Source organism: Streptomyces lateritius (assembly GCF_014649715.1).
Classification (GTDB): Bacteria; Actinomycetota; Actinomycetes; order Streptomycetales; family Streptomycetaceae; genus Streptomyces; species Streptomyces lateritius.
Window position 1 is genome coordinate 73,340 of sequence record NZ_BMTO01000014.1, and the last position, 16,114, is coordinate 89,453.

Here is a 16,114-nt window from a genome sequence, read left to right on the forward strand (position 1 = left end):
AGGGCGCGGTGCAGGCCGCGGGCGAACTCGCCAGTGCCCCCCCCGGACTTCGCCGAACGGGCCCACGAGCTGTTCTCCGCGCTCGGTACCACTCCGGAGACGCTCGCTGCCGCGCTTGACGACGCCGACGGACTGGTCGCCGACGTATGCGATGAGCTCGCCCGGTGACCCACACCTCGGCTGCGGAAGAACCCGCGATGAAAGCGTGGACGGATTCCTGAAGTGCGAGGTCGCGGTCCACACCGGGCCGGCGCTCGCGCTGCCCTTCGAGCGGAGCGGGCCGGTACCGGTCGCCTCGCCGAAGCCGGTCGGCGCCGAAGCCTCCGCGAAGGCGCCGGCCGGTTCCCCTGTCCATCCCGTACGCCTGAGGTATCTGCCCGCGGGCATCGTGGCAGATCGTACGGGGGTGGGACGGAGCCTGGTCAGCGCAGCGTCACCGCGCCGGTGCCTGCGTGGTACGCGTGCAGCGTGTCCGCGGTCGCCCGGCGCGACGGCGGATGGAAGCCGGCCGCCTGCACCGCCGCCGAAAGGTAGGCGATCTCGGGCGACTTGATGAAGGCGATGCCGCCCAGCGCGTCCACCGCCGTCGAGACGGCACGCTTGATGCCGTGCCGGATCCCCTCCCGCACGAACAGGACCCGCGCGCTGAGCTCGTCGGACCGGTCGCCCTCGTCGAAGGCGCGGGCGATGGCCTCGAGCGCCGCCATCGACGTCTCGATCTCGCACGCGGCGTCGGCATAGAGCATCGGGCTGGTCTTCGGGTTCGCCAGCATCCGCTCGAGCAGCAGCGACGCCGCACCCAGGTAGGTGGCCGAGATCAGCAGGCCGAACCAGACATAGCCGGTCTTCTCGTGTCGGCCGGCCGGGTCGTCGACGTCGTTCCAGAACAGCATGTCCGAGGGAATGAACACGTCCTCGAGAACGACGGTGTCGCTCTGCGAGGCCGCGAGGACCGGAGTTTCCCAGAACGGCTCGACCGTGATCCCCTCGGACGCGGCCGGGATAACGATGACGCCGCGACGGCCGGTCGCCTCGTCGGCGACGCCGGCGGTGAGCAGGTCCATCGACACGGAAAGGCTGCACGGCTGCTTGCGGCCGTTGACCTTGAAGCCGCCCGCGACCGACCGCGCCGTCACGGTGGGCTTGAAGGCACTCGCGGCGCTGGTGCCGACGCTGCCCTCGGAGAAGCCCGACGAGAGCACCATCCTCGCGAGAACCACGGACTTGAGGAGTTCCTTCTCGTCGTCGGTGCCGGTGGCGCTGTGCTCGATGAGCGTGGCGATCGACAGGTGGTGCATGGTGGTGGCGGCACCGAGCGACGGCGACAGCGCGCCGACGGCCCGTTGCACGCGGGTCGCCTCCAACGCGGATGCGCCGAGACCACCCCATTCCTCGGGCACCACCAGCGCGGGCGCGTCGGAATTCTTGAACATCTCTATCACCCCGCTGTCGCGGGCCTCGAGGTCGAGCAGGCTGTGCCCGGCCAGTTCCTTCTGCAGACCGGGCAGGCAGCGCGCAAGGGCTGCGCGTTCGGTCGCCATCATCCGGATCGTCACGATGTCCCCCCTGTGTCGTCAGGCCACGAGCCGGCGCTCGACGGCCGGCTCCAGCACGGTGTGGATGGACGTGGCCGCCTCTTCCAGGTCGGCGAAAGTGTGCTCGGCGGTCACGGCCAGCCGTAGCAGGGCGCGATCGAGCGGCACCGCGGGGTAGTGCGCGAGAGCGGCGAACACACCGTGCTCGTACAGCTCGTGCCACTTCGCGAACGCCCGCAGGGACTCGCCGACGATCACCGGCACGATCGGCGTCACCGTCTCGGCACCATCCGGTCCGATCGCCGGGCCGGTCAGCGGAACCCCCAGCGAGACGAGGGAGTCGCGCAGGAACCGGGCGTTCGCCAGACACCGCTCGGCCCGTTCCCGGCCCTCGGCGGACCGGATGAGCCGGACCGCGGCGAGTGCGCCGCCGATGGCGGCGGGAACGCCTGCCGCGGTGAACAGGAACGCTCGCCCGTTCGTCCGGACCGCGTCGATGAGGTCGTGCGAGCCCACCGCGAAACCACCGGTCGAGGCGATGCTCTTGGAGAACGTGCCGGTGCGCAGTGGTGTCGTGTCGGCCTTTCCGTAAAGCTCGGTGACCCCGGTCAGGTCCGGGCCTAACACGCCGACCGAGTGCGCCTCGTCGACCAGCAGGAGCGCGTTGTGCTCCAGGCATACCTCCGCGATCTGGTCGATCGGCGCCAGGTCGCCCTCCATCGAGTACACGCCGTCCACGGTGACCATGGTCGGCCGGCCGCGTTTGGCCGCTGCGGTCAGCTTCTCGGCCAGGTTGTCGATGTCGTTGTGACGGAACCGGACGGACTGCGCGTCGGTGAACCTGGCCGCGTCGTGGAGGGACGCGTGTGCGTCGGAGTCGGCGACGATCACGTCGCCGCGGCCGGCCAGGGCCCCCACGGTTCCCAGGTTCGACTGGTGCCCGGTGGTGAACACGATCGCGGCCTCCGTGCCGTACCAGTCGGCGATCTCGGCTTCCAGTTCGAGGTGGAGGTCGATCGTGCCGTTCAGCAGCCGACTGCCGGTGGACCCGGTTCCGAAGCGCTCCAGTGCCTTGCGCGCGCCCTCGACGACCAACGGGTGATCGGCGAGGCCGAGGTAGTTGTTCGACCCCAGCATCATCCGGGGGCGTCCGTCCATGTCGATCCGGGGCGAGTTGCCCGTCTGCAGGGCACGGAAGTACGGCGACTTGCCCTCCAGCTCCAGGGCGCGAATGATCTTCATGCTCCAGTTCTGCTGGAGGCGCCGTACCATCTGGCTTTTCTGGGTCCTGGGCACGAAAGGGTCTCCCGTTCGGTAGAAGAGTCGTGTGTCAGGTGCGAACGGAGGTCAGCTCCAGTCGCCCTTGCCGACAGGCGCCTCGTTGAACAGCTGCTGCCGCAGCGCCACTCGCCTGACCTTCCAGGTGGCCGTGCGTGGGATGTCGCTCCAGCCCAGGTGGATCGGGCTGTCCAGATCGGGCAGACCGGTCAGCGCCGCGCGCCATCGCCGCGGGTCGATCTCCTCGCCGGAGTAGGTGGAGTAGACGACGCCGGGCCTGCCCTGTCGGCGGGCCAGCACGATCACCTCGCTCGCTTCGGGCAGCCGGTCCAGCAGCACGTCCTCGATGGCGATTCCGCTGGTGCCCTCGATCCGGTCGATCTCCCGGTCGACCAGCCGGATCATCCCGCTGCGCGACTTGACGCCGAGGTCACCGGTGTTCCACCACCAGCCGCTGACCTTGTTGTCGTGACGGTCCTGCTCACCGACATAGGCCAGGCAACGGCCGGGCTGGTTGATCTCGACCAGGCCCACCTCGCCCTTCGGCAGCTGCCTTCCGGTGATTGGGTCGGTGATACGGATCTTGGCGACGGTGGGCAGCGGCCAGCCCATGTACTGGGTGGGCGGCGGGAACCGGCCGACTTCACGCACCACCGACTTGAAGTACGGCCTCAGCACGAGACCGCCGTTCTCCGTCTGGCTCCACGACTGCACCCAGACCGGTAACCGCGCGTCCGAGGCGTTGAGGAACCTGCGTATCGAGCGGGTGTGGACCGCGTCGAAGGAGCTGATGAAGAAGCGGACCTGCTTGAACAGCCTGCGCGGGTCGTCGAGCAGGTGTTCCTGGCCCAGGTACATGTTGGGGAGCATGTCGACGATCGTCGGGCGGTGCTCGGCGATCAGATCCGCGATGCGGTCGTCGGGCACGTCCGAGACCGCGATGTACTTCGGCCCGACCGTGGCGACGGCGAACAGCGCGGTCAGGGTGTGCTGGTGGAAGAAGGGGTCGAAGAAGGCGAAGGTGTCGCTGTGCCGGAATCCCATCCCGCCCCAGCGCTCGGTCTGGACGTGCGCGATGGCGTGCAGCGTCTCGGCGCTGTGCAGCGCCAGCTTCGGGATGCCCGTGGTGCCCGAGGTGTGGGTGGCGACCATCGGCTCGTCGAACCCGCGCAGTTCGACGGGCGCGGCGGGGCTGCCGGCCAGACTCTCGAAGGAGATGGCACCGTCGGGCAGCCCATCGCCGGCGCCGATGACGATGGTCTTGCGGGTCAGCTTCGCCAGCGCTTCCGCGCTCAGCTCGGCGATCTCCAGACGACCCGGGTCGGTCACCAGGAACGGCTGTTCCATCCGCTGCAGCAGCGTCGTGGCCACCTCGTTGTCGTGGTTCCAGGCCAGCTGGAAGGGGATGGCGCCGATGCGGGCCGCGGCCGATCCGATGACCTGGACGTCGGGGTGGTTCGCCTTCATCACCGCGACTCGGTCCCACGGTCGCACTCCGGCCCCGTAGAGGCGAGCGGCCACGTCATCGACCAGCGCGGCCCACCGCCGGTAGCTGAAGAGAGTGCCTGCGTCGGGCGCGATGTCCGCAGGCCGCGACAGGATGATCTGCTGGTTCGGAAAGCGCCGAGCCGCGAGGTGCCACGCCTCACCGTAACGACCGGTAGCCGGCGTCCGGGAGAACGGCGTGATCCGTTTCATGCCCCTGCTCGGGGTGTAGACCTTGAGGAATTCCGGTACGACGGTTGTCATGGTTCCCCTTGGATGTCGAGTACGGATGCGTACGTCGCCGGGCGTACTCGGCGGAGTCGATTCTCATCGGCCGCGTGTGCCGGACGGCCGCACAGGTCGCATCCGTGACGGGCGATGGTCGGCTGCCGGCCGGCTGCGGTACGGGACCGCAGGGCGGCGGCGGCCGCATACCCGGGAGGCGCGGCGAGTGGTGTCAGAAGCCAGCCGGCGGGAGGGCCGGCGCTGTGGCCGCCGAACTGGGGTCCCGGGCCGATGTCCAGGCGCTGAAGATGACCTGCGCCGAGGCCGGTTCCGTATCCCTTGAGGTAGGCCTCTTTGCGGACCCAGCAATCGAGCAGCGCGGGGGAGCGGTGCGCCGAGGGCAGTCGATGGATCGCTTCCTGCTCGTTCGGGTGGAGACGGCGCAGCAGTGCCGCATCGACGCGGTCCACGGCCTCAAGGTCGATACCCACACGAGTCGGAGCGAGGGCGATCATGACGGTGGTGCGGGTGTGGGACAGGGAGAAGTGCAGGTTGCTCTGTGGAAGCGTCGGTCTGCCGTGGGGTTTGTGGCAGGAGGGGCAGGGGGCGCGTGAAATGGTGACGGCTCGCGGTGCGGTGCCGAGGCAGTTGGCGAGGATGAGTCGCAGCGCCAGGTGCGCGAGGACGTAGGTGTCGCGTCGGTCGGTGCTGAGGAAGCTGTTCGCGCGACGACGTTCTGAGGCGTCGAGCAAGGTTGTGAGGCGTTGTGCGCTGTCGGCGGTGACCGGGTCGGCGTGCAGGGTCCACACGTCGATGTGGTCGGCGGCGGGGCGGTATCCGGTGGGCGGCAGGGCCACTTGAGGCAGGAGGTGGTGCCGGGTCCAGGCTGTCATCCGCTTTCCTCTCGCCTGTGCGCGGTGCGGCGGCGGTCGACCGGTCGGAGAGAGGCGGCGGCAGCAGGGACGCCGCCCGTCAGACGAGGCGGCGGTAAGTGCCGCGGTGGCGCAGCAGCGGCTCACCGCATCCTTGGCTGGAGGTGCTGACGGCGCCGATCAGGATGGTGTGGTCTCCGCCGGGGTGGGTGGCGTGGACGGTACAGGTCAGGGAGGCGACGGCTCCGTCGAGGACCGGCACGCTGTCCCGGTAGTGGTGCGGGACGCCGGCGAAGCGTTCCATGAGGGGCTTCTCGGCGAACACCCGGGAGGTGTGGTCCATGCCGGCGCCGAGGATGTTCACCGCGAAGGCTCCGTGTTCGCGGATGAGGGCGAGGGTGCTGGAATGGTTGGCCAGGCAGGCCAGGACGAGCAGCGGGTCGAGTGAGAGCGAGGTGACGGCGCTGGTCGTCATGCCGATGGGCCCGGCCGAGGAGGCGGTGGTCAGCACCGTGACCCCGGCGGCCAGTTCGCCCATGACGCGGCGGAACTGCTGCTGTCGCTCCTGGGCGCGGCTGTCGGGAGGGGTGGTGGCTGTGCGGGGCACGGTGCTGTGTGGCATCTAGGCCAGCCTCCCGGTCAGGTAGTCATCGCGCAGACGGCCGCGCTGACGCTTGCCGCTGGTGGTGCGGGGGATGCCGCCGCGGCGCAGCACGATCACCTCGTGCAGGTTGAAACCGAAAGCCCGGCGGACCGCCATCGCGGCTTCGCGCTTGACGCGGGGGTGCTCCTCGGCGCGCAGGCGGGTTTCGATGACGGCGACCACGTGTTCGCCGTTGTCGTCGGTGCAGGAGAAGACGGCGCTGTTGCCGGCGTCGATGTCGGGGTGGGTTTCGATGGTCTCTTCGACGTCGTAGGGCGGCAGGTTGCGGCCGTTGACGATGAGGAGTTCTTTGACGCGCCCGACGACGTAGAGGTCGCCGTCGCGGGTGAAGCCGAGGTCACCGGTGGCGTGCGTGCGGTCGGAGACCAGTGTCGGGGCGCCGCCGGGGCTGAGGTAGCCGGCCATGACGGAGTCGCCGTGGAGGTGGATCTCGCCGATCTCGTTGTCGCCGCACGGTGCGCCGTCGGGTGTGCGGATGTGGACGGTGAGACCGCCGAGCGGCCGGCCGCAGGCGATGACCGTGATCGAGGGCCGGTCTCCGGTCGCGTCGGTGACCTTGTCGTGGTGGTGCAGGTCCTCGCGGTCGAGGCGGAGGGCTTTCACCCGGCCCCACGAGAGGCTGCCGGGCGGGCGGCGGTCGAGGGACATGGTGGCGGCCAGCACGGTCTCGGCCATGCCGTAGCAGGGGATGACCACGTCTTCGCCGAGGTTCTGTCCGGCGAAGGTGTCACGGAAGTCGGTGAGGACCTGAAGTGGGATCGGTTCGGCGCCGACGTATGCCTGCCGCAGGGTGGACAGGTCCAGGTCGGTGTCGGGGGTGCGGCGGAAGCGTTCGGTGGCGGTGCGGTAGCCGAAGGGCGGGGCGGTGGTGATGGTCGCGCCGCGCTGGGAGATGTGCCGCAGCCAGGACAGCGGGTCGCGCAGGAAGCTGATGGACGGCATCAGGTCCAGCGGCACGCCGCGGGTGAGGGTGGACAGGGTCAGGATGAAGCCCATGTCGTGGTGGAGCGGCAGCCAGTGGCACGACCGGTCCCGGGCGGCGTCCAGTTCGAGCGCCTGGTGTATGGCGCGGACATTGGCGGTGACCTGCGCGTAGGTGAGGACTGCGGCTTTGGGGGCGCTGGTTGATCCGGACGTCAGCTGGATGTGGTGCGCGTCGTCCGGGTGCGGTGGGGTGAGCTGCTCGTCGGTCGCCGGCGGGTGCCGGAGGTCGGCCACGGTCAGGAACTGCGGGCCGCCTTCGGTGGCGAGGGCGGCGGCGGTGGCGCTGTCGGCGGTGATGACGGCGGCGGGTTCGGTGACGGTGACGACGGCCCGGAACTGGCGGGTGCCCGTCGCGCTGTCGTCACCCGGGCTGGGTGGGACGACGATCGTGCACGGGACCAGGCCGGTCAGCAGGCAGCCCCACAGGGCGGCCAGGTGGTCGGGGCCGGTGCCGAGGGGGAGCAGTACGCGGTCACCGCGCCTGAGGCCGCGGGCCAGGAGCGCCCCCGCGGCTCTCCTGGCCCGTTCGGCGAGCTGACGGTAGGTGAGGGAAGCGGTGGTGCCACGGGAGTCGAGGAAGGTGATGTCCGCGGTGTGGTCGCCGAGGGCGTGGTAGTCGAACAGGGCGGATGGGTCGACGGCGGTGATGGTCATGGGCTGGTCCTTCACTTGTCGGCGCGGGCGGCTTTGGCGGCCACTCGCTCGCGGACGTAGTCGGCGAGGTCGCCGATGTGGGTGAAGGCGAACGCCTTCTGCTCGGGGATGAAGACCCGGAAGGCGTTCTCGATGCGGCTCATCGCGGCGACCAGGGTGATGGAGTCGAGCGGCAGACTGAGCAGCGGCGTCGTGCGGTCGAGTCGGTCGAGGTCGACGTGGGCGAGGTCGGACGGGTCGAGGATGTCGGTGAGGGCTTCGCGCAGTGTGGTGAGCAGCTCGTCGTCGGTGGGGGTGGCAGCGGCGGGTGTGGTGGTCACGGCCGGTTCTCTCCTGTGGGTGCGGTGATGGTGTCGCTGCGCGGGTCGAGGCCGAGAGCCGCCTTGCCGATCATGTCGCGCAGGGCGTCGAGGTTGGCGCCCATGACGGCGCCGGCGCGGGCGTCGCGGTAGTGCCGCTCGAGCGGGTTGGCGCGCAGGAAGCCGTGGCCGCCGGTGACCTGCATGGCGGTGTCGGCGACGGTGATGGCGGCCTTGTTGCAGATGTACTTGGTCATGTTCAGCGCCGGAAGTGCTTCGAGAGGGTCGTTCTCGGCCGTCCACGCGCCGTGCAGCAGGGACAGGCGGGCCGTGTGGACGGTGGTTGCCATGTCCGCGACGTGGAGGCGTACGCCCTGGAATGCGGCCAGCGGCCGGCCGGTGGGAGCGAGTTTGCGGCGCAGCACGTGGTCGTTGGCGAAGTTCTGGGCGGCTCGGGCGATGCCGAGGGAGGCGGAGGCCAGTCCCAGGATGAGTGCCGGCAGGGCGTGGGTGAGGCGGGTCATGCCGCCACCGGGGCCGCCGACACAGTTCGCCGCGGGGACACGGCAGTCGAGCAGGAGGGTGTTGGCGCTGTTGGCACGCATGCCCATCGCGTCCCAGGTCTGTTTGACGGTGAGGCCGTCGTGGCCGGCGGGGATGACGGCCATGGTCTGGGAGCGGCGGAACTCGGCTTCGCCGCTGTGGGCGTTGATGAGGTAGTAGTCGGCGTGCCCGGCGCCGGTGCAGAACGCCTTGGTGCCGGCCAGGTGGACCGTGTCGCCGTCGGGGGCGGCGCGCAGCTGCGGGTTGAGGATGTTGCCGCCGGTGCCGGGTTCGGAGAATCCCCAGCTGAGAAGCTTGCCCTCGGAGGTGACCTCCTTCAGGACACGTTCGGCGACGGGGTTGGTCGCGGCGTCGGCGGCCAGGAGGCGTGCGGCGCCGGAGTGCATGGCGAAGATCAGTGCGGTGGATCCGCATGCTTCGGCGAGCTCGGCGACGGCCAGTCCCCACGAGGTGAGGTCGGCGCCGGTGCCGCCGTACTGGGTGGGAATGAGCAGGCCGAGGAGTTCGGCGTCGTGGAGGTCGGCGAAGTTCCGCGTCGGGAAGCCGGCGTCGCGGTCGTGCTCGGCGGCGCGCGGGGCCAGACAGCGGCGGGCGACCGCCCGGGCCTGGTCGACGATGTCCTGCTGGTCGCTGCTCAGTGCGAGGTCAACCATGAAAACTCCTGGAAAGCCGTGGGCACCGGGCGCCGCGGTGAGGTCACACGGGCGGCGAGCTGTTCCGGCGTGTAGAAGCGGGCGTCGATGATGACGTCACCGGTCGGTTGGGCGGTGGTGGGCGTGCCGGCGTAGACGGCGTTCCCGTACACGGTCAGCGGCAGCTGGGCGGGCCGGTCGGCGACCGGGATGGGTTCGCGGTGCCCGTGGCCGAGCTGCCAGCGGTGGGTGGCCACCATGTCGGTGGGCCTGTCGCAGGCGCTCGCGCAGTCGGGCGGCGCCAGCTGATGGTGGCGGGCGGTGGGGCATGAACGGGCCCAGGCGAGCGGGGTGACATCGAGCAGGCGCCGCACCGAAAGACCGCTCTTCTCGGGAACGACGGCGGCGGCCTCACTCTCCAGCGCCGTGATGCCGAAGACGGCGAGTTCGTGGAGGTAGGCCTCTTCGAACACCGGCTCCTCGAGCGGGCCGCGCGGAGCCTGAGCGGCGTCGTGAGGCCGTCCGGGCATCAGGGCGAGCCCCGCGGTCAGCTCACCGCCGGTGTCGGTGAGCGCGGCTGCGGTACCGAAGTCGTTGACGGTCATGGTGAGCGGCCCCTGCTCCGCCAGATCCCGTGCCAGGCCGACGAGGCGGGTACTGGTGCGCTGCCAGGCGGCCGGCAGGACGACACCGGCCCGCAGGCCGGCCTGCCGGATCCTGTCCAGTGCCTGGCGCAGCGTGTTCGCCTCGGGCAGCTTGGCCGCGCAGCCTTCCTGCCCGATGCTCACCGCATCGACCGGCAGGCCGAGCACCTCGTCGAGCCGGCCCGGGGTGGTCAGGCGGACTTCCACAGTCATCACTTCCCCCCTTTCCTGTCAGACGTGGGCGCGGCGGCGGGCGGTGTCGCGGAAGCGGCAGCGTTGCCGCTCGCACATCCGGGGCACCCAGCCCATCTGCCACATCAGCTCGACGCGGTCGATGTCGGCGATGGTCTGCTTGGTGCTCCAGCCCTTGGCCACACCGTTCAGCGCACGCCGGTACATCTGGGTGATCTTGGCGTTCTGGCGGACGATGGGGCTCTCCCGGCCGGGGATCTGCAGCGCCGTCACTCCGAGCGCCACCAGAGAGGGCACGTCGCACAGGGCGCAGTCCGACGCCCCGTCGAGGAATCCGCCCAGGTCCCTCAGCGCTTCCTCGGGCACCGGGGTGCCCTGGTAGCCGGCGCGGCAGCCGAGGCCGGAGCCGGGCTGGTCGGGCAGCTTGCAGGCGTGGCAGTTCGCACCGGACCCGGTCTGCACCGGGACTTCGACCTCCAGGCCGTCGACCTCGCAGAACGCGGCGATCTCGTCCAGCGTGGCGGCGTGCGGTACGACGATCCGCCCGACCCCGTATGCCTCGTGCAGCCGCTCGGCGTAGGCGACGGTGGTCACCCCGAGGTGGGTGCCGGCGACGAGCGGAACGCCCGGATGCTCGGCGGCGATCCAGCGGGCGGTGGGCAGGGCGCCGACGACGACGGTGTCGGCGCCCGCGTCGATGCCCTGGGCCACATGGGCCAGGAACGTGTCCTTGTCGCCGGCGGTGACGGCGGGGGCATCCGCACACAAGTGGACCCTCATGCCGGCCGCGTGGGCCTGCGTGATGATCTCCTTCAACAGGCGCCGGTTGGAGACCTGCGTAGGGTCTCCGTCCCGCTTGCCCGGCAGGGCATCGAAGCTGGCGCCCGTACCGGCCGGCGGCCGGTGGGCGAGGTAGATCTCGGTCGCACCGCCGGTGATCTGCAGTTCCAGCATCTGCAGATTGCGCACCGGTGCGTCGAGCCCCACCGATGCCGCCGCCACGGGATCGGGCACCGCCACGAACGCCGCTTCGCGTTCGGTGTGCGGCGGGGCCATCTCCCACTGCTCGCTCACGTCATCACTCACTGCTCTGCGCCCCCGTCGCTCACCGCTGTGTGTCGTACTGAGATGACCGGCTCGACCTGAGCCGGCCCCTGGGTGTCAGGCGTGGCTCGGCTGTGGTGCGCCGGCCGGGCCGAGCGCCCGCAGCTTGCCGATCGCGTCGACCGTTCGCGCGGCGGCCGTGGTGACGGCGTCCACGGTGGTGGTGCGACCGGGGCTGAACCGGACCGCGGAGCGGGCCCGCTGGGCAGGGATCCCCATCGCGGTCAGCACGTGGGAGGGCTCGTCGCTGCCGGCGTGGCACGCGGAGCCGGCCGAGACGCAGATGCCGTGCACCGCGAGGACGTCGACGAGGGTGTCGCCGCGCACTCCGGTGAAGGAGACGTTCAGCGTCTCCGGCAGGCACGGCGCCCCCTCACCGTTGACCGCGATGTCGCCCGCTTCCTCAAGCCCCTTCAGGAGGTGGGCGCGTACCGTGTGCCGGTGCGCCTGGTGGGCCGGATCGTCCAGATGGTGCAGGGCCGCTGTGGCGGCGGCGGCCATGCCGAGCACGCCGGGGACGTTCTCGGTTCCCGCGCGCAGGCCGCGCTCCTGGCTGCCGCCGCGGATCAGCGGCGACAGTCTCACCCCCGGGGCGACCTTCAGTGCGCCGACGCCCTTGGGGCCGTAGAACTTGTGCGCCGAAACGGACACCAGGTCCGCGCCGAGACCGGCGAGAGAGATCTTGCCCGCGGTCTGCACGGCGTCGGTGTGCAGCAGCGCACCGGCCTCGTGGACGACGGCGGCGATGTCGGAGATGGGCTGGATGACGCCGGTCTCGTTGTTGGCGTGCATGACCGACACGAGCACGGTGTTCGGCCGCAGCGCGCGCCGTACGTCCTCGGGGTCGATCCAGCCCCGGCCGTCCGGCCGCAGGATCGTGATCTCGGCGCCCAGCTCGTGGGCCATGGCGCACGATTCGAGGACCGCGGAGTGCTCGATCGCGGAGGTGATCACGTGGACCGGACGGTGACCGTCGGCGGCCAGGACGGTACCGCACACGGCGAGGGCGTCGGCTTCGGAGCCGCCGCCGGTGAACACGACGTCGTCCGCCGCGCAGTCCAGCAGGGCCGCCATCTGGGTTCGGGAGGATTCCAGGGCGTCCTTAGCCTCGTCTCCGGCTTCGTGCCGGCTGGAGGGGTTGCCCGTGATGCTCATCCCGCCCAGGACCGCGTCGACCGCTTCGCGGCAGACGGGGCTGGTGGCGGCGTGGTCGAGGTAGATGCCCGGTCCGCCCACCGTGGGCTGGGACGGACTAGGCACAGATGAGGGGTGCGTCATCGTCGACTCCCTCCCGGTGGTTGGTCACCAGGCGGTGCGCCACCTGCCGGCCGAGCGCGGCGACGTGCCGCTGGTCGGGGGCGAGCCCGCCGAGCAGGGCCTCGACCCGCTCGTCGTCCCATGCCTCGATCTCGCCCAGCGTGGCGCCCAGGGCGGCTTCCGTGACGACACTGGCGGTGGCCAGCGAGGCGGCGCAGCCGTGGGCGCGGAAGCGGATCTCGGCCACCGTGCCGTCGGTGACGCGGGCGGTCAGCATGATCTGGTCCCCGCACACCGGGTTGCCGATGAAGGCCCGCACATCGGGGTCGTCGAGCTCGCCGGCGTTGCGCGGGTTGGTGAAGTGGTCCACCACCGTGGGGCTGTAGCGCGGCATGGTGTCAGCCCTCCACCGGCGCGGCAGCGGCGGGGATCTCGCACTCGGCGACGATCTCCTGGCTGTCGATGAACTTCTCGATGCTCACCGCGCAGCAGCCGAGTTCGGCGCCCTGCAGGCGGCGACGGAAGGACACCGTCTGACCGGTGCGGCCGCACGGGCAGGGCGTGTGGTCCACCTCGCCGACGTCCTCGCTGAGGATGAAGGCCGGGTAGCCGGTGGACAGGGCGTCCATCAGGGCGATGACACCGGTCTTGCCGGGGGCGAGCTCGACGTCGGTGTTCTCGACGTCGCGGATCGAGATGTAGGACCACGGCGGGACGTGCTTGCGGTGGTGTTCACACTCCACGGCCAGCATGTTCGATTCGATCATCCCGTACATGTCGCGGACCCGGTCCGCGGGAATGCCCAGGTACTTCTCGATCTTGGCGTTGAACTCCTCGCGGCCGATCGACTCGCCGGTGTACCGCTTCCAGCCGCCGAGGGTGACGACCAGCGACTCGGGGTCGAGCTTGAGGGCGATGTCCTCCAGCTCCAGGTAGCGCAGGAGCCGGCCGACGAGGAACGGCGGGCCGATGATGTGCCGCGTCATCGACTCCTCCCACTTGTCGAGCTGGCCGAGCGCCTCCTCGGGGTCGAAGGCGTAGTCGCGCACGATGTAGGCGTGGTCGTCCAGCAGGCCGTTGAGGACGTTGAACGCCTTGACCATGCCCATCTCCGGCGTCTCGGCCGTCGAGGGGCACAGGAACAGCCCCGCGCCCTTGCCTACCTGGAAGAACTCCCGGTACTGGGTGAAGATCGCGGTCATCACACGGCTGACCGTCTTCACATCGCGGCGGGCGACGCTCGGCACTCCGCCGGTCCCGGTGGAGCGGATCTCCAGCTCCACCTCGGTCAGCGGGGCGGTCATCAGCACGTGCGCGTCGGGCTGCTTGAACATGCGCACCGGCAGCAGCGGGATCTTCACCAGGTCGGCGAGCGTGTCGATGTCCTCGGCGCCGACGCCGGCGGCTTCGCACTGGGCGCGGTAGAAGGCGTTGTGCTCGGCGTGCTCGGCGAACGCACCGCGCATCGCGGCGGTCACCGAGGCTTCCCACTCGCTCTCGGGCTGGCGGAAAGCGACGTCCGGACAGCCGAGCATGGCAGCGAGTTCCATGAATCCCCCTTGGCTTTGGGCAGCGATAACTGCACACTGCGGTCGGGTAGTTGGCTCGAACCGGTCCTGACCGCGGCGCGACCTACTATTGCAGTAGTACTACGTGGATAGTCAAGGATCGGTCGATGTCCTATGCTGCTCGCCATGGCGAGACTGGGTGACCTTGAGCGAGCGGTGCTGGACTGCCTGTGGCAGGCCGGCGAACCGCAGACGGTGCGCGAGGTGCACGAGGCGCTGGCGGAACGGCAGTTGGCCTACACCACCGTCATGACCACGCTGCAGCGCCTCGCGCGCAAAGGCCTGGTCACCCAGGACGCGCAGGCCCGGGCCCACCTCTTCAGCGCGGTGGCCACCCGGGAGGAGATGTTCACCGAGCTCATGACCGACGCCCTGGGCATCGCCGGGGACGAGCACGAGGCGATGCTCCGGTTCGTCGACGGCATCAGCCCGCAGGCCCGCGCGGCGCTGGCCGCAAGGCTCGAGCGCGACAGTCAGGCGTGATCTGGCAACGCCACAGGCCGGACAGCGACACGCTGCGCCGGCACCGGGCCTGGCTCCAGGGGTGGAAGCCAGGCCTCGCAGGCGAGAACAAGTGAAACCAAGGTAACGGGGGGTTACGTGGATGCGCTGTGTCTTGTGCTGTTGTCCATCCTGTTGTTGGCGGGAGTGTCAGCCGTCGTCACCCACACGAAATGGCCCTACCGCGCCCCGTGCGCGGCGCTGTGCCTGTGGCTCGCCGGATGCGTCGCCGCGCTGACCGGCCTGCTGACCGCCACTTACACGACGGTCGTCCACTTCGAGGAAACCGTCCAGCACCAGATCTTCCGGCTGCCCATCGACCTCACCGCTGTCCTCGTCGCCTGGGTGTTCGCCGGTCGCGTCCTGCGCGAGTACATCAGGATCCACCGCAAGGGAACGCAACGCCGTAGGCGGCATCTGACCCTGCTGGCCCTCTTCGGCAAGACCGTGCACCACCTCCAGGCGGTGATACTTCCCAGCCGTCAACCCCTCGCCTACAGCGTCCCGGGCCCCGACGGCGGCCATGCCGTCATCTCCGACTGCGTCCTGGCCGAGTTCACCCGCGAAGAGGTCGATTCCGTCCTCGCGCACGAAAGGGCCCACCTGCGCCAACGCCACCACCTGCTGACCCAGTTCAGCGACGCGTGGTGCGCGGCGCTGCCCAAGCGCACGTTCGCCGTCCGTTTCGCCGAACGCTTCCACGGACTGATCGAGATGCGGGCCGACTGCGCCGCCAGCGTCAGGTGCGGCCGTCACGCCACAGCGTCCGCGCTGGCCCGTATGGCCTACGACAAGAGCCCGGAGCCCGACTCCGGCTCCGGCTGCCCGGTGGCCGCCCGCCGCCGGCACCTGCTGACCAACGATCGATGTTGCAGCTCGCTGACCGCCTCGACGGTCTTCTGCGTGGCATGTGCCGTCGCTATCGCTCCGGCAGTCCTCGCGGCCGCCGGCGTCCTAGCCGCGGCCTGTGCCTGGATCTGCCACTGACCGCCCTCCACACGAGGGCTTTTTTGTTGAGCCGAGAACGTTCACCGAGAAGGGGTGCTGATGTCAGAGTCCCAAGTCTCCGAGTCCATCGAGATCGCCGTGCCGCCGAGCGTCGTGTACGCGGCGGTGACGAACGTAGCCGACATGGGCCGCTGGAGCCCCGAATGCACCGGCGCGAGCGTCAAGGACGACGGCGACGGCCCGCGCCGGCAGGTACGGCCGGGTATGAAGTTCACCGGCCACAACCGCTCCTCCAAGCGGCCGTGGTCGACCCAGTGCACCGTCACCGCGGCCGAGCCCGGCGCGAAGTTCACCTTCCTCTCCCGCGGCGTCGGGCTGCGCGTCGCCCTGTGGAGCTACCGCTTCGAGCCGCTCGAGGGCGGCCAGGCGACGAAGGTCACCGAGACCTGGATCGACCAGCGCGGCTGGTTCATGCACTTCATCGGCCCCAAGGTCAGCGGCATCCACGACCGGGCCACCCACAACCGGCAGACCATGCGGGTCACCCTCCAGCGTCTGAAGCAAACGCTGGAGAACGAACACCGGTCCCCCTGACAGCCCCCTCAAGCGCACAGCGGGGAGGGGCGCACGCCTGCACCATGCGCCCCTCCCCGCTGTGCTGTCCGCGGGGCAGCGCGCCTGGCGGACGGTGCTGCCGGGCCGGGCGGG

General features: G+C 70.3%; 16 protein-coding genes. 3 read left to right on the top strand and 13 right to left on the bottom strand.

Features of this window, described 5'->3' with window-relative positions:
- Positions 1–422: 422 nt before the first annotated feature.
- From IE136_RS26095 to IE136_RS26155, 13 genes are all read right to left on the bottom strand, one after another.
- Entirely contained in the window at positions 423–1,556 is a 1,134-nt protein-coding gene (locus tag IE136_RS26095) for an acyl-CoA dehydrogenase family protein (protein WP_229819158.1), read from the bottom strand.
- A gap of 18 nt (positions 1,557–1,574) precedes the next feature.
- On the bottom strand, positions 1,575–2,777 hold the full coding sequence (locus IE136_RS26100; protein ID WP_229819160.1) for an aminotransferase class I/II-fold pyridoxal phosphate-dependent enzyme: 1,203 nt from the start codon (positions 2,775–2,777) through the stop codon (positions 1,575–1,577).
- 105 nt (positions 2,778–2,882) lie between these two features.
- Positions 2,883–4,562: a class I adenylate-forming enzyme family protein gene (locus IE136_RS26105; RefSeq protein WP_189601564.1), complete on the bottom strand. Its 1,680-nt coding sequence runs from the start codon at positions 4,560–4,562 to the stop codon at positions 2,883–2,885.
- Entirely contained in the window at positions 4,559–5,416 is an 858-nt protein-coding gene (locus tag IE136_RS26110; protein ID WP_189601565.1) for a 4'-phosphopantetheinyl transferase family protein, read from the bottom strand. The genes IE136_RS26105 and IE136_RS26110 overlap by 4 nt, the downstream gene beginning before the upstream one ends.
- 79 nt (positions 5,417–5,495) lie before the next feature.
- Positions 5,496–6,017: a flavin reductase family protein gene (locus tag IE136_RS26115; protein ID WP_198422418.1), complete on the bottom strand. Its 522-nt coding sequence runs from the start codon at positions 6,015–6,017 to the stop codon at positions 5,496–5,498.
- The gene (locus tag IE136_RS26120) at positions 6,018–7,697 is read right to left on the bottom strand and encodes an AMP-binding protein (RefSeq protein WP_158983868.1); all 1,680 of its coding nucleotides are present in this window, start codon (positions 7,695–7,697) and stop codon (positions 6,018–6,020) included.
- 11 nt (positions 7,698–7,708) lie between these two features.
- Entirely contained in the window at positions 7,709–8,017 is a 309-nt protein-coding gene (locus tag IE136_RS26125) for an acyl carrier protein (protein ID WP_158983866.1), read from the bottom strand.
- Positions 8,014–9,213 (bottom strand): acyl-CoA dehydrogenase family protein, encoded by a 1,200-nt coding sequence (locus IE136_RS26130; RefSeq protein ID WP_158983864.1) that lies wholly within the window; start codon positions 9,211–9,213, stop codon positions 8,014–8,016. The genes IE136_RS26125 and IE136_RS26130 overlap by 4 nt, the downstream gene beginning before the upstream one ends.
- Positions 9,195–10,049 carry a hypothetical protein gene (locus IE136_RS26135; RefSeq protein WP_158983862.1) on the bottom strand — a complete coding sequence of 285 codons (855 nt, stop codon included), beginning with the start codon at positions 10,047–10,049 and terminating at the stop codon, positions 9,195–9,197. Before IE136_RS26135 ends, IE136_RS26130 begins: the two co-directional genes overlap by 19 nt.
- Positions 10,050–10,067: 18 nt before the next feature.
- Entirely contained in the window at positions 10,068–11,102 is a 1,035-nt protein-coding gene (locus IE136_RS26140) for a peptidase U32 family protein (protein WP_158983860.1), read from the bottom strand.
- An 87-nt stretch (positions 11,103–11,189) separates the two neighbouring features.
- Positions 11,190–12,392: a cysteine desulfurase family protein gene (locus IE136_RS26145; RefSeq protein WP_229819162.1), complete on the bottom strand. Its 1,203-nt coding sequence runs from the start codon at positions 12,390–12,392 to the stop codon at positions 11,190–11,192.
- Complete coding sequence (locus IE136_RS26150) at positions 12,385–12,783, bottom strand: iron-sulfur cluster assembly scaffold protein (protein ID WP_189601567.1); 399 nt, start codon at positions 12,781–12,783, stop codon at positions 12,385–12,387. Before IE136_RS26150 ends, IE136_RS26145 begins: the two co-directional genes overlap by 8 nt.
- A 4-nt stretch (positions 12,784–12,787) precedes the next feature.
- Positions 12,788–13,939, bottom strand: coding sequence for a LuxE/PaaK family acyltransferase (locus tag IE136_RS26155; RefSeq protein ID WP_189601568.1), 1,152 nt, complete (start codon positions 13,937–13,939; stop codon positions 12,788–12,790).
- A 144-nt stretch (positions 13,940–14,083) separates the two neighbouring features.
- Between IE136_RS26155 and IE136_RS26160 the strand changes: the two genes are divergently transcribed.
- From IE136_RS26160 to IE136_RS26170, 3 genes are all read left to right on the top strand, one after another.
- Positions 14,084–14,440, top strand: a complete 357-nt coding sequence (locus tag IE136_RS26160; protein ID WP_158983852.1) for a BlaI/MecI/CopY family transcriptional regulator — start codon at positions 14,084–14,086, stop codon at positions 14,438–14,440.
- A 135-nt stretch (positions 14,441–14,575) separates the two neighbouring features.
- On the top strand, positions 14,576–15,445 hold the full coding sequence (locus tag IE136_RS26165) for a M56 family metallopeptidase (RefSeq protein ID WP_158983850.1): 870 nt from the start codon (positions 14,576–14,578) through the stop codon (positions 15,443–15,445).
- A gap of 60 nt (positions 15,446–15,505) precedes the next feature.
- On the top strand, positions 15,506–16,000 hold the full coding sequence (locus IE136_RS26170; protein ID WP_189601569.1) for an SRPBCC family protein: 495 nt from the start codon (positions 15,506–15,508) through the stop codon (positions 15,998–16,000).
- Positions 16,001–16,114: the final 114 nt, after the last annotated feature.

Excerpts from the sequence above, each read along its gene's own strand:
- IE136_RS26100 (WP_229819160.1), bottom strand. The coding sequence starts at position 2,777 with ATGAAGATCATTCGCGCCCTGGAGCTGGAGGGCAAGTCGCCGTACTTC.
- IE136_RS26105 (WP_189601564.1), bottom strand. The coding sequence starts at position 4,562 with ATGACAACCGTCGTACCGGAATTCCTCAAGGTCTACACCCCGAGCAGG.
- IE136_RS26110 (WP_189601565.1), bottom strand. The coding sequence starts at position 5,416 with ATGACAGCCTGGACCCGGCACCACCTCCTGCCTCAAGTGGCCCTGCCG.
- IE136_RS26115 (WP_198422418.1), bottom strand. The coding sequence starts at position 6,017 with ATGCCACACAGCACCGTGCCCCGCACAGCCACCACCCCTCCCGACAGC.
- IE136_RS26120 (WP_158983868.1), bottom strand. The coding sequence starts at position 7,697 with ATGACCATCACCGCCGTCGACCCATCCGCCCTGTTCGACTACCACGCC.
- IE136_RS26130 (WP_158983864.1), bottom strand. The coding sequence starts at position 9,213 with ATGGTTGACCTCGCACTGAGCAGCGACCAGCAGGACATCGTCGACCAG.
- IE136_RS26135 (WP_158983862.1), bottom strand. The coding sequence starts at position 10,049 with ATGACTGTGGAAGTCCGCCTGACCACCCCGGGCCGGCTCGACGAGGTG.
- IE136_RS26150 (WP_189601567.1), bottom strand. The coding sequence starts at position 12,783 with ATGCCGCGCTACAGCCCCACGGTGGTGGACCACTTCACCAACCCGCGC.
- IE136_RS26155 (WP_189601568.1), bottom strand. The coding sequence starts at position 13,939 with ATGGAACTCGCTGCCATGCTCGGCTGTCCGGACGTCGCTTTCCGCCAG.
- IE136_RS26160 (WP_158983852.1), top strand. The coding sequence starts at position 14,084 with ATGGCGAGACTGGGTGACCTTGAGCGAGCGGTGCTGGACTGCCTGTGG.
- IE136_RS26170 (WP_189601569.1), top strand. The coding sequence starts at position 15,506 with ATGTCAGAGTCCCAAGTCTCCGAGTCCATCGAGATCGCCGTGCCGCCG.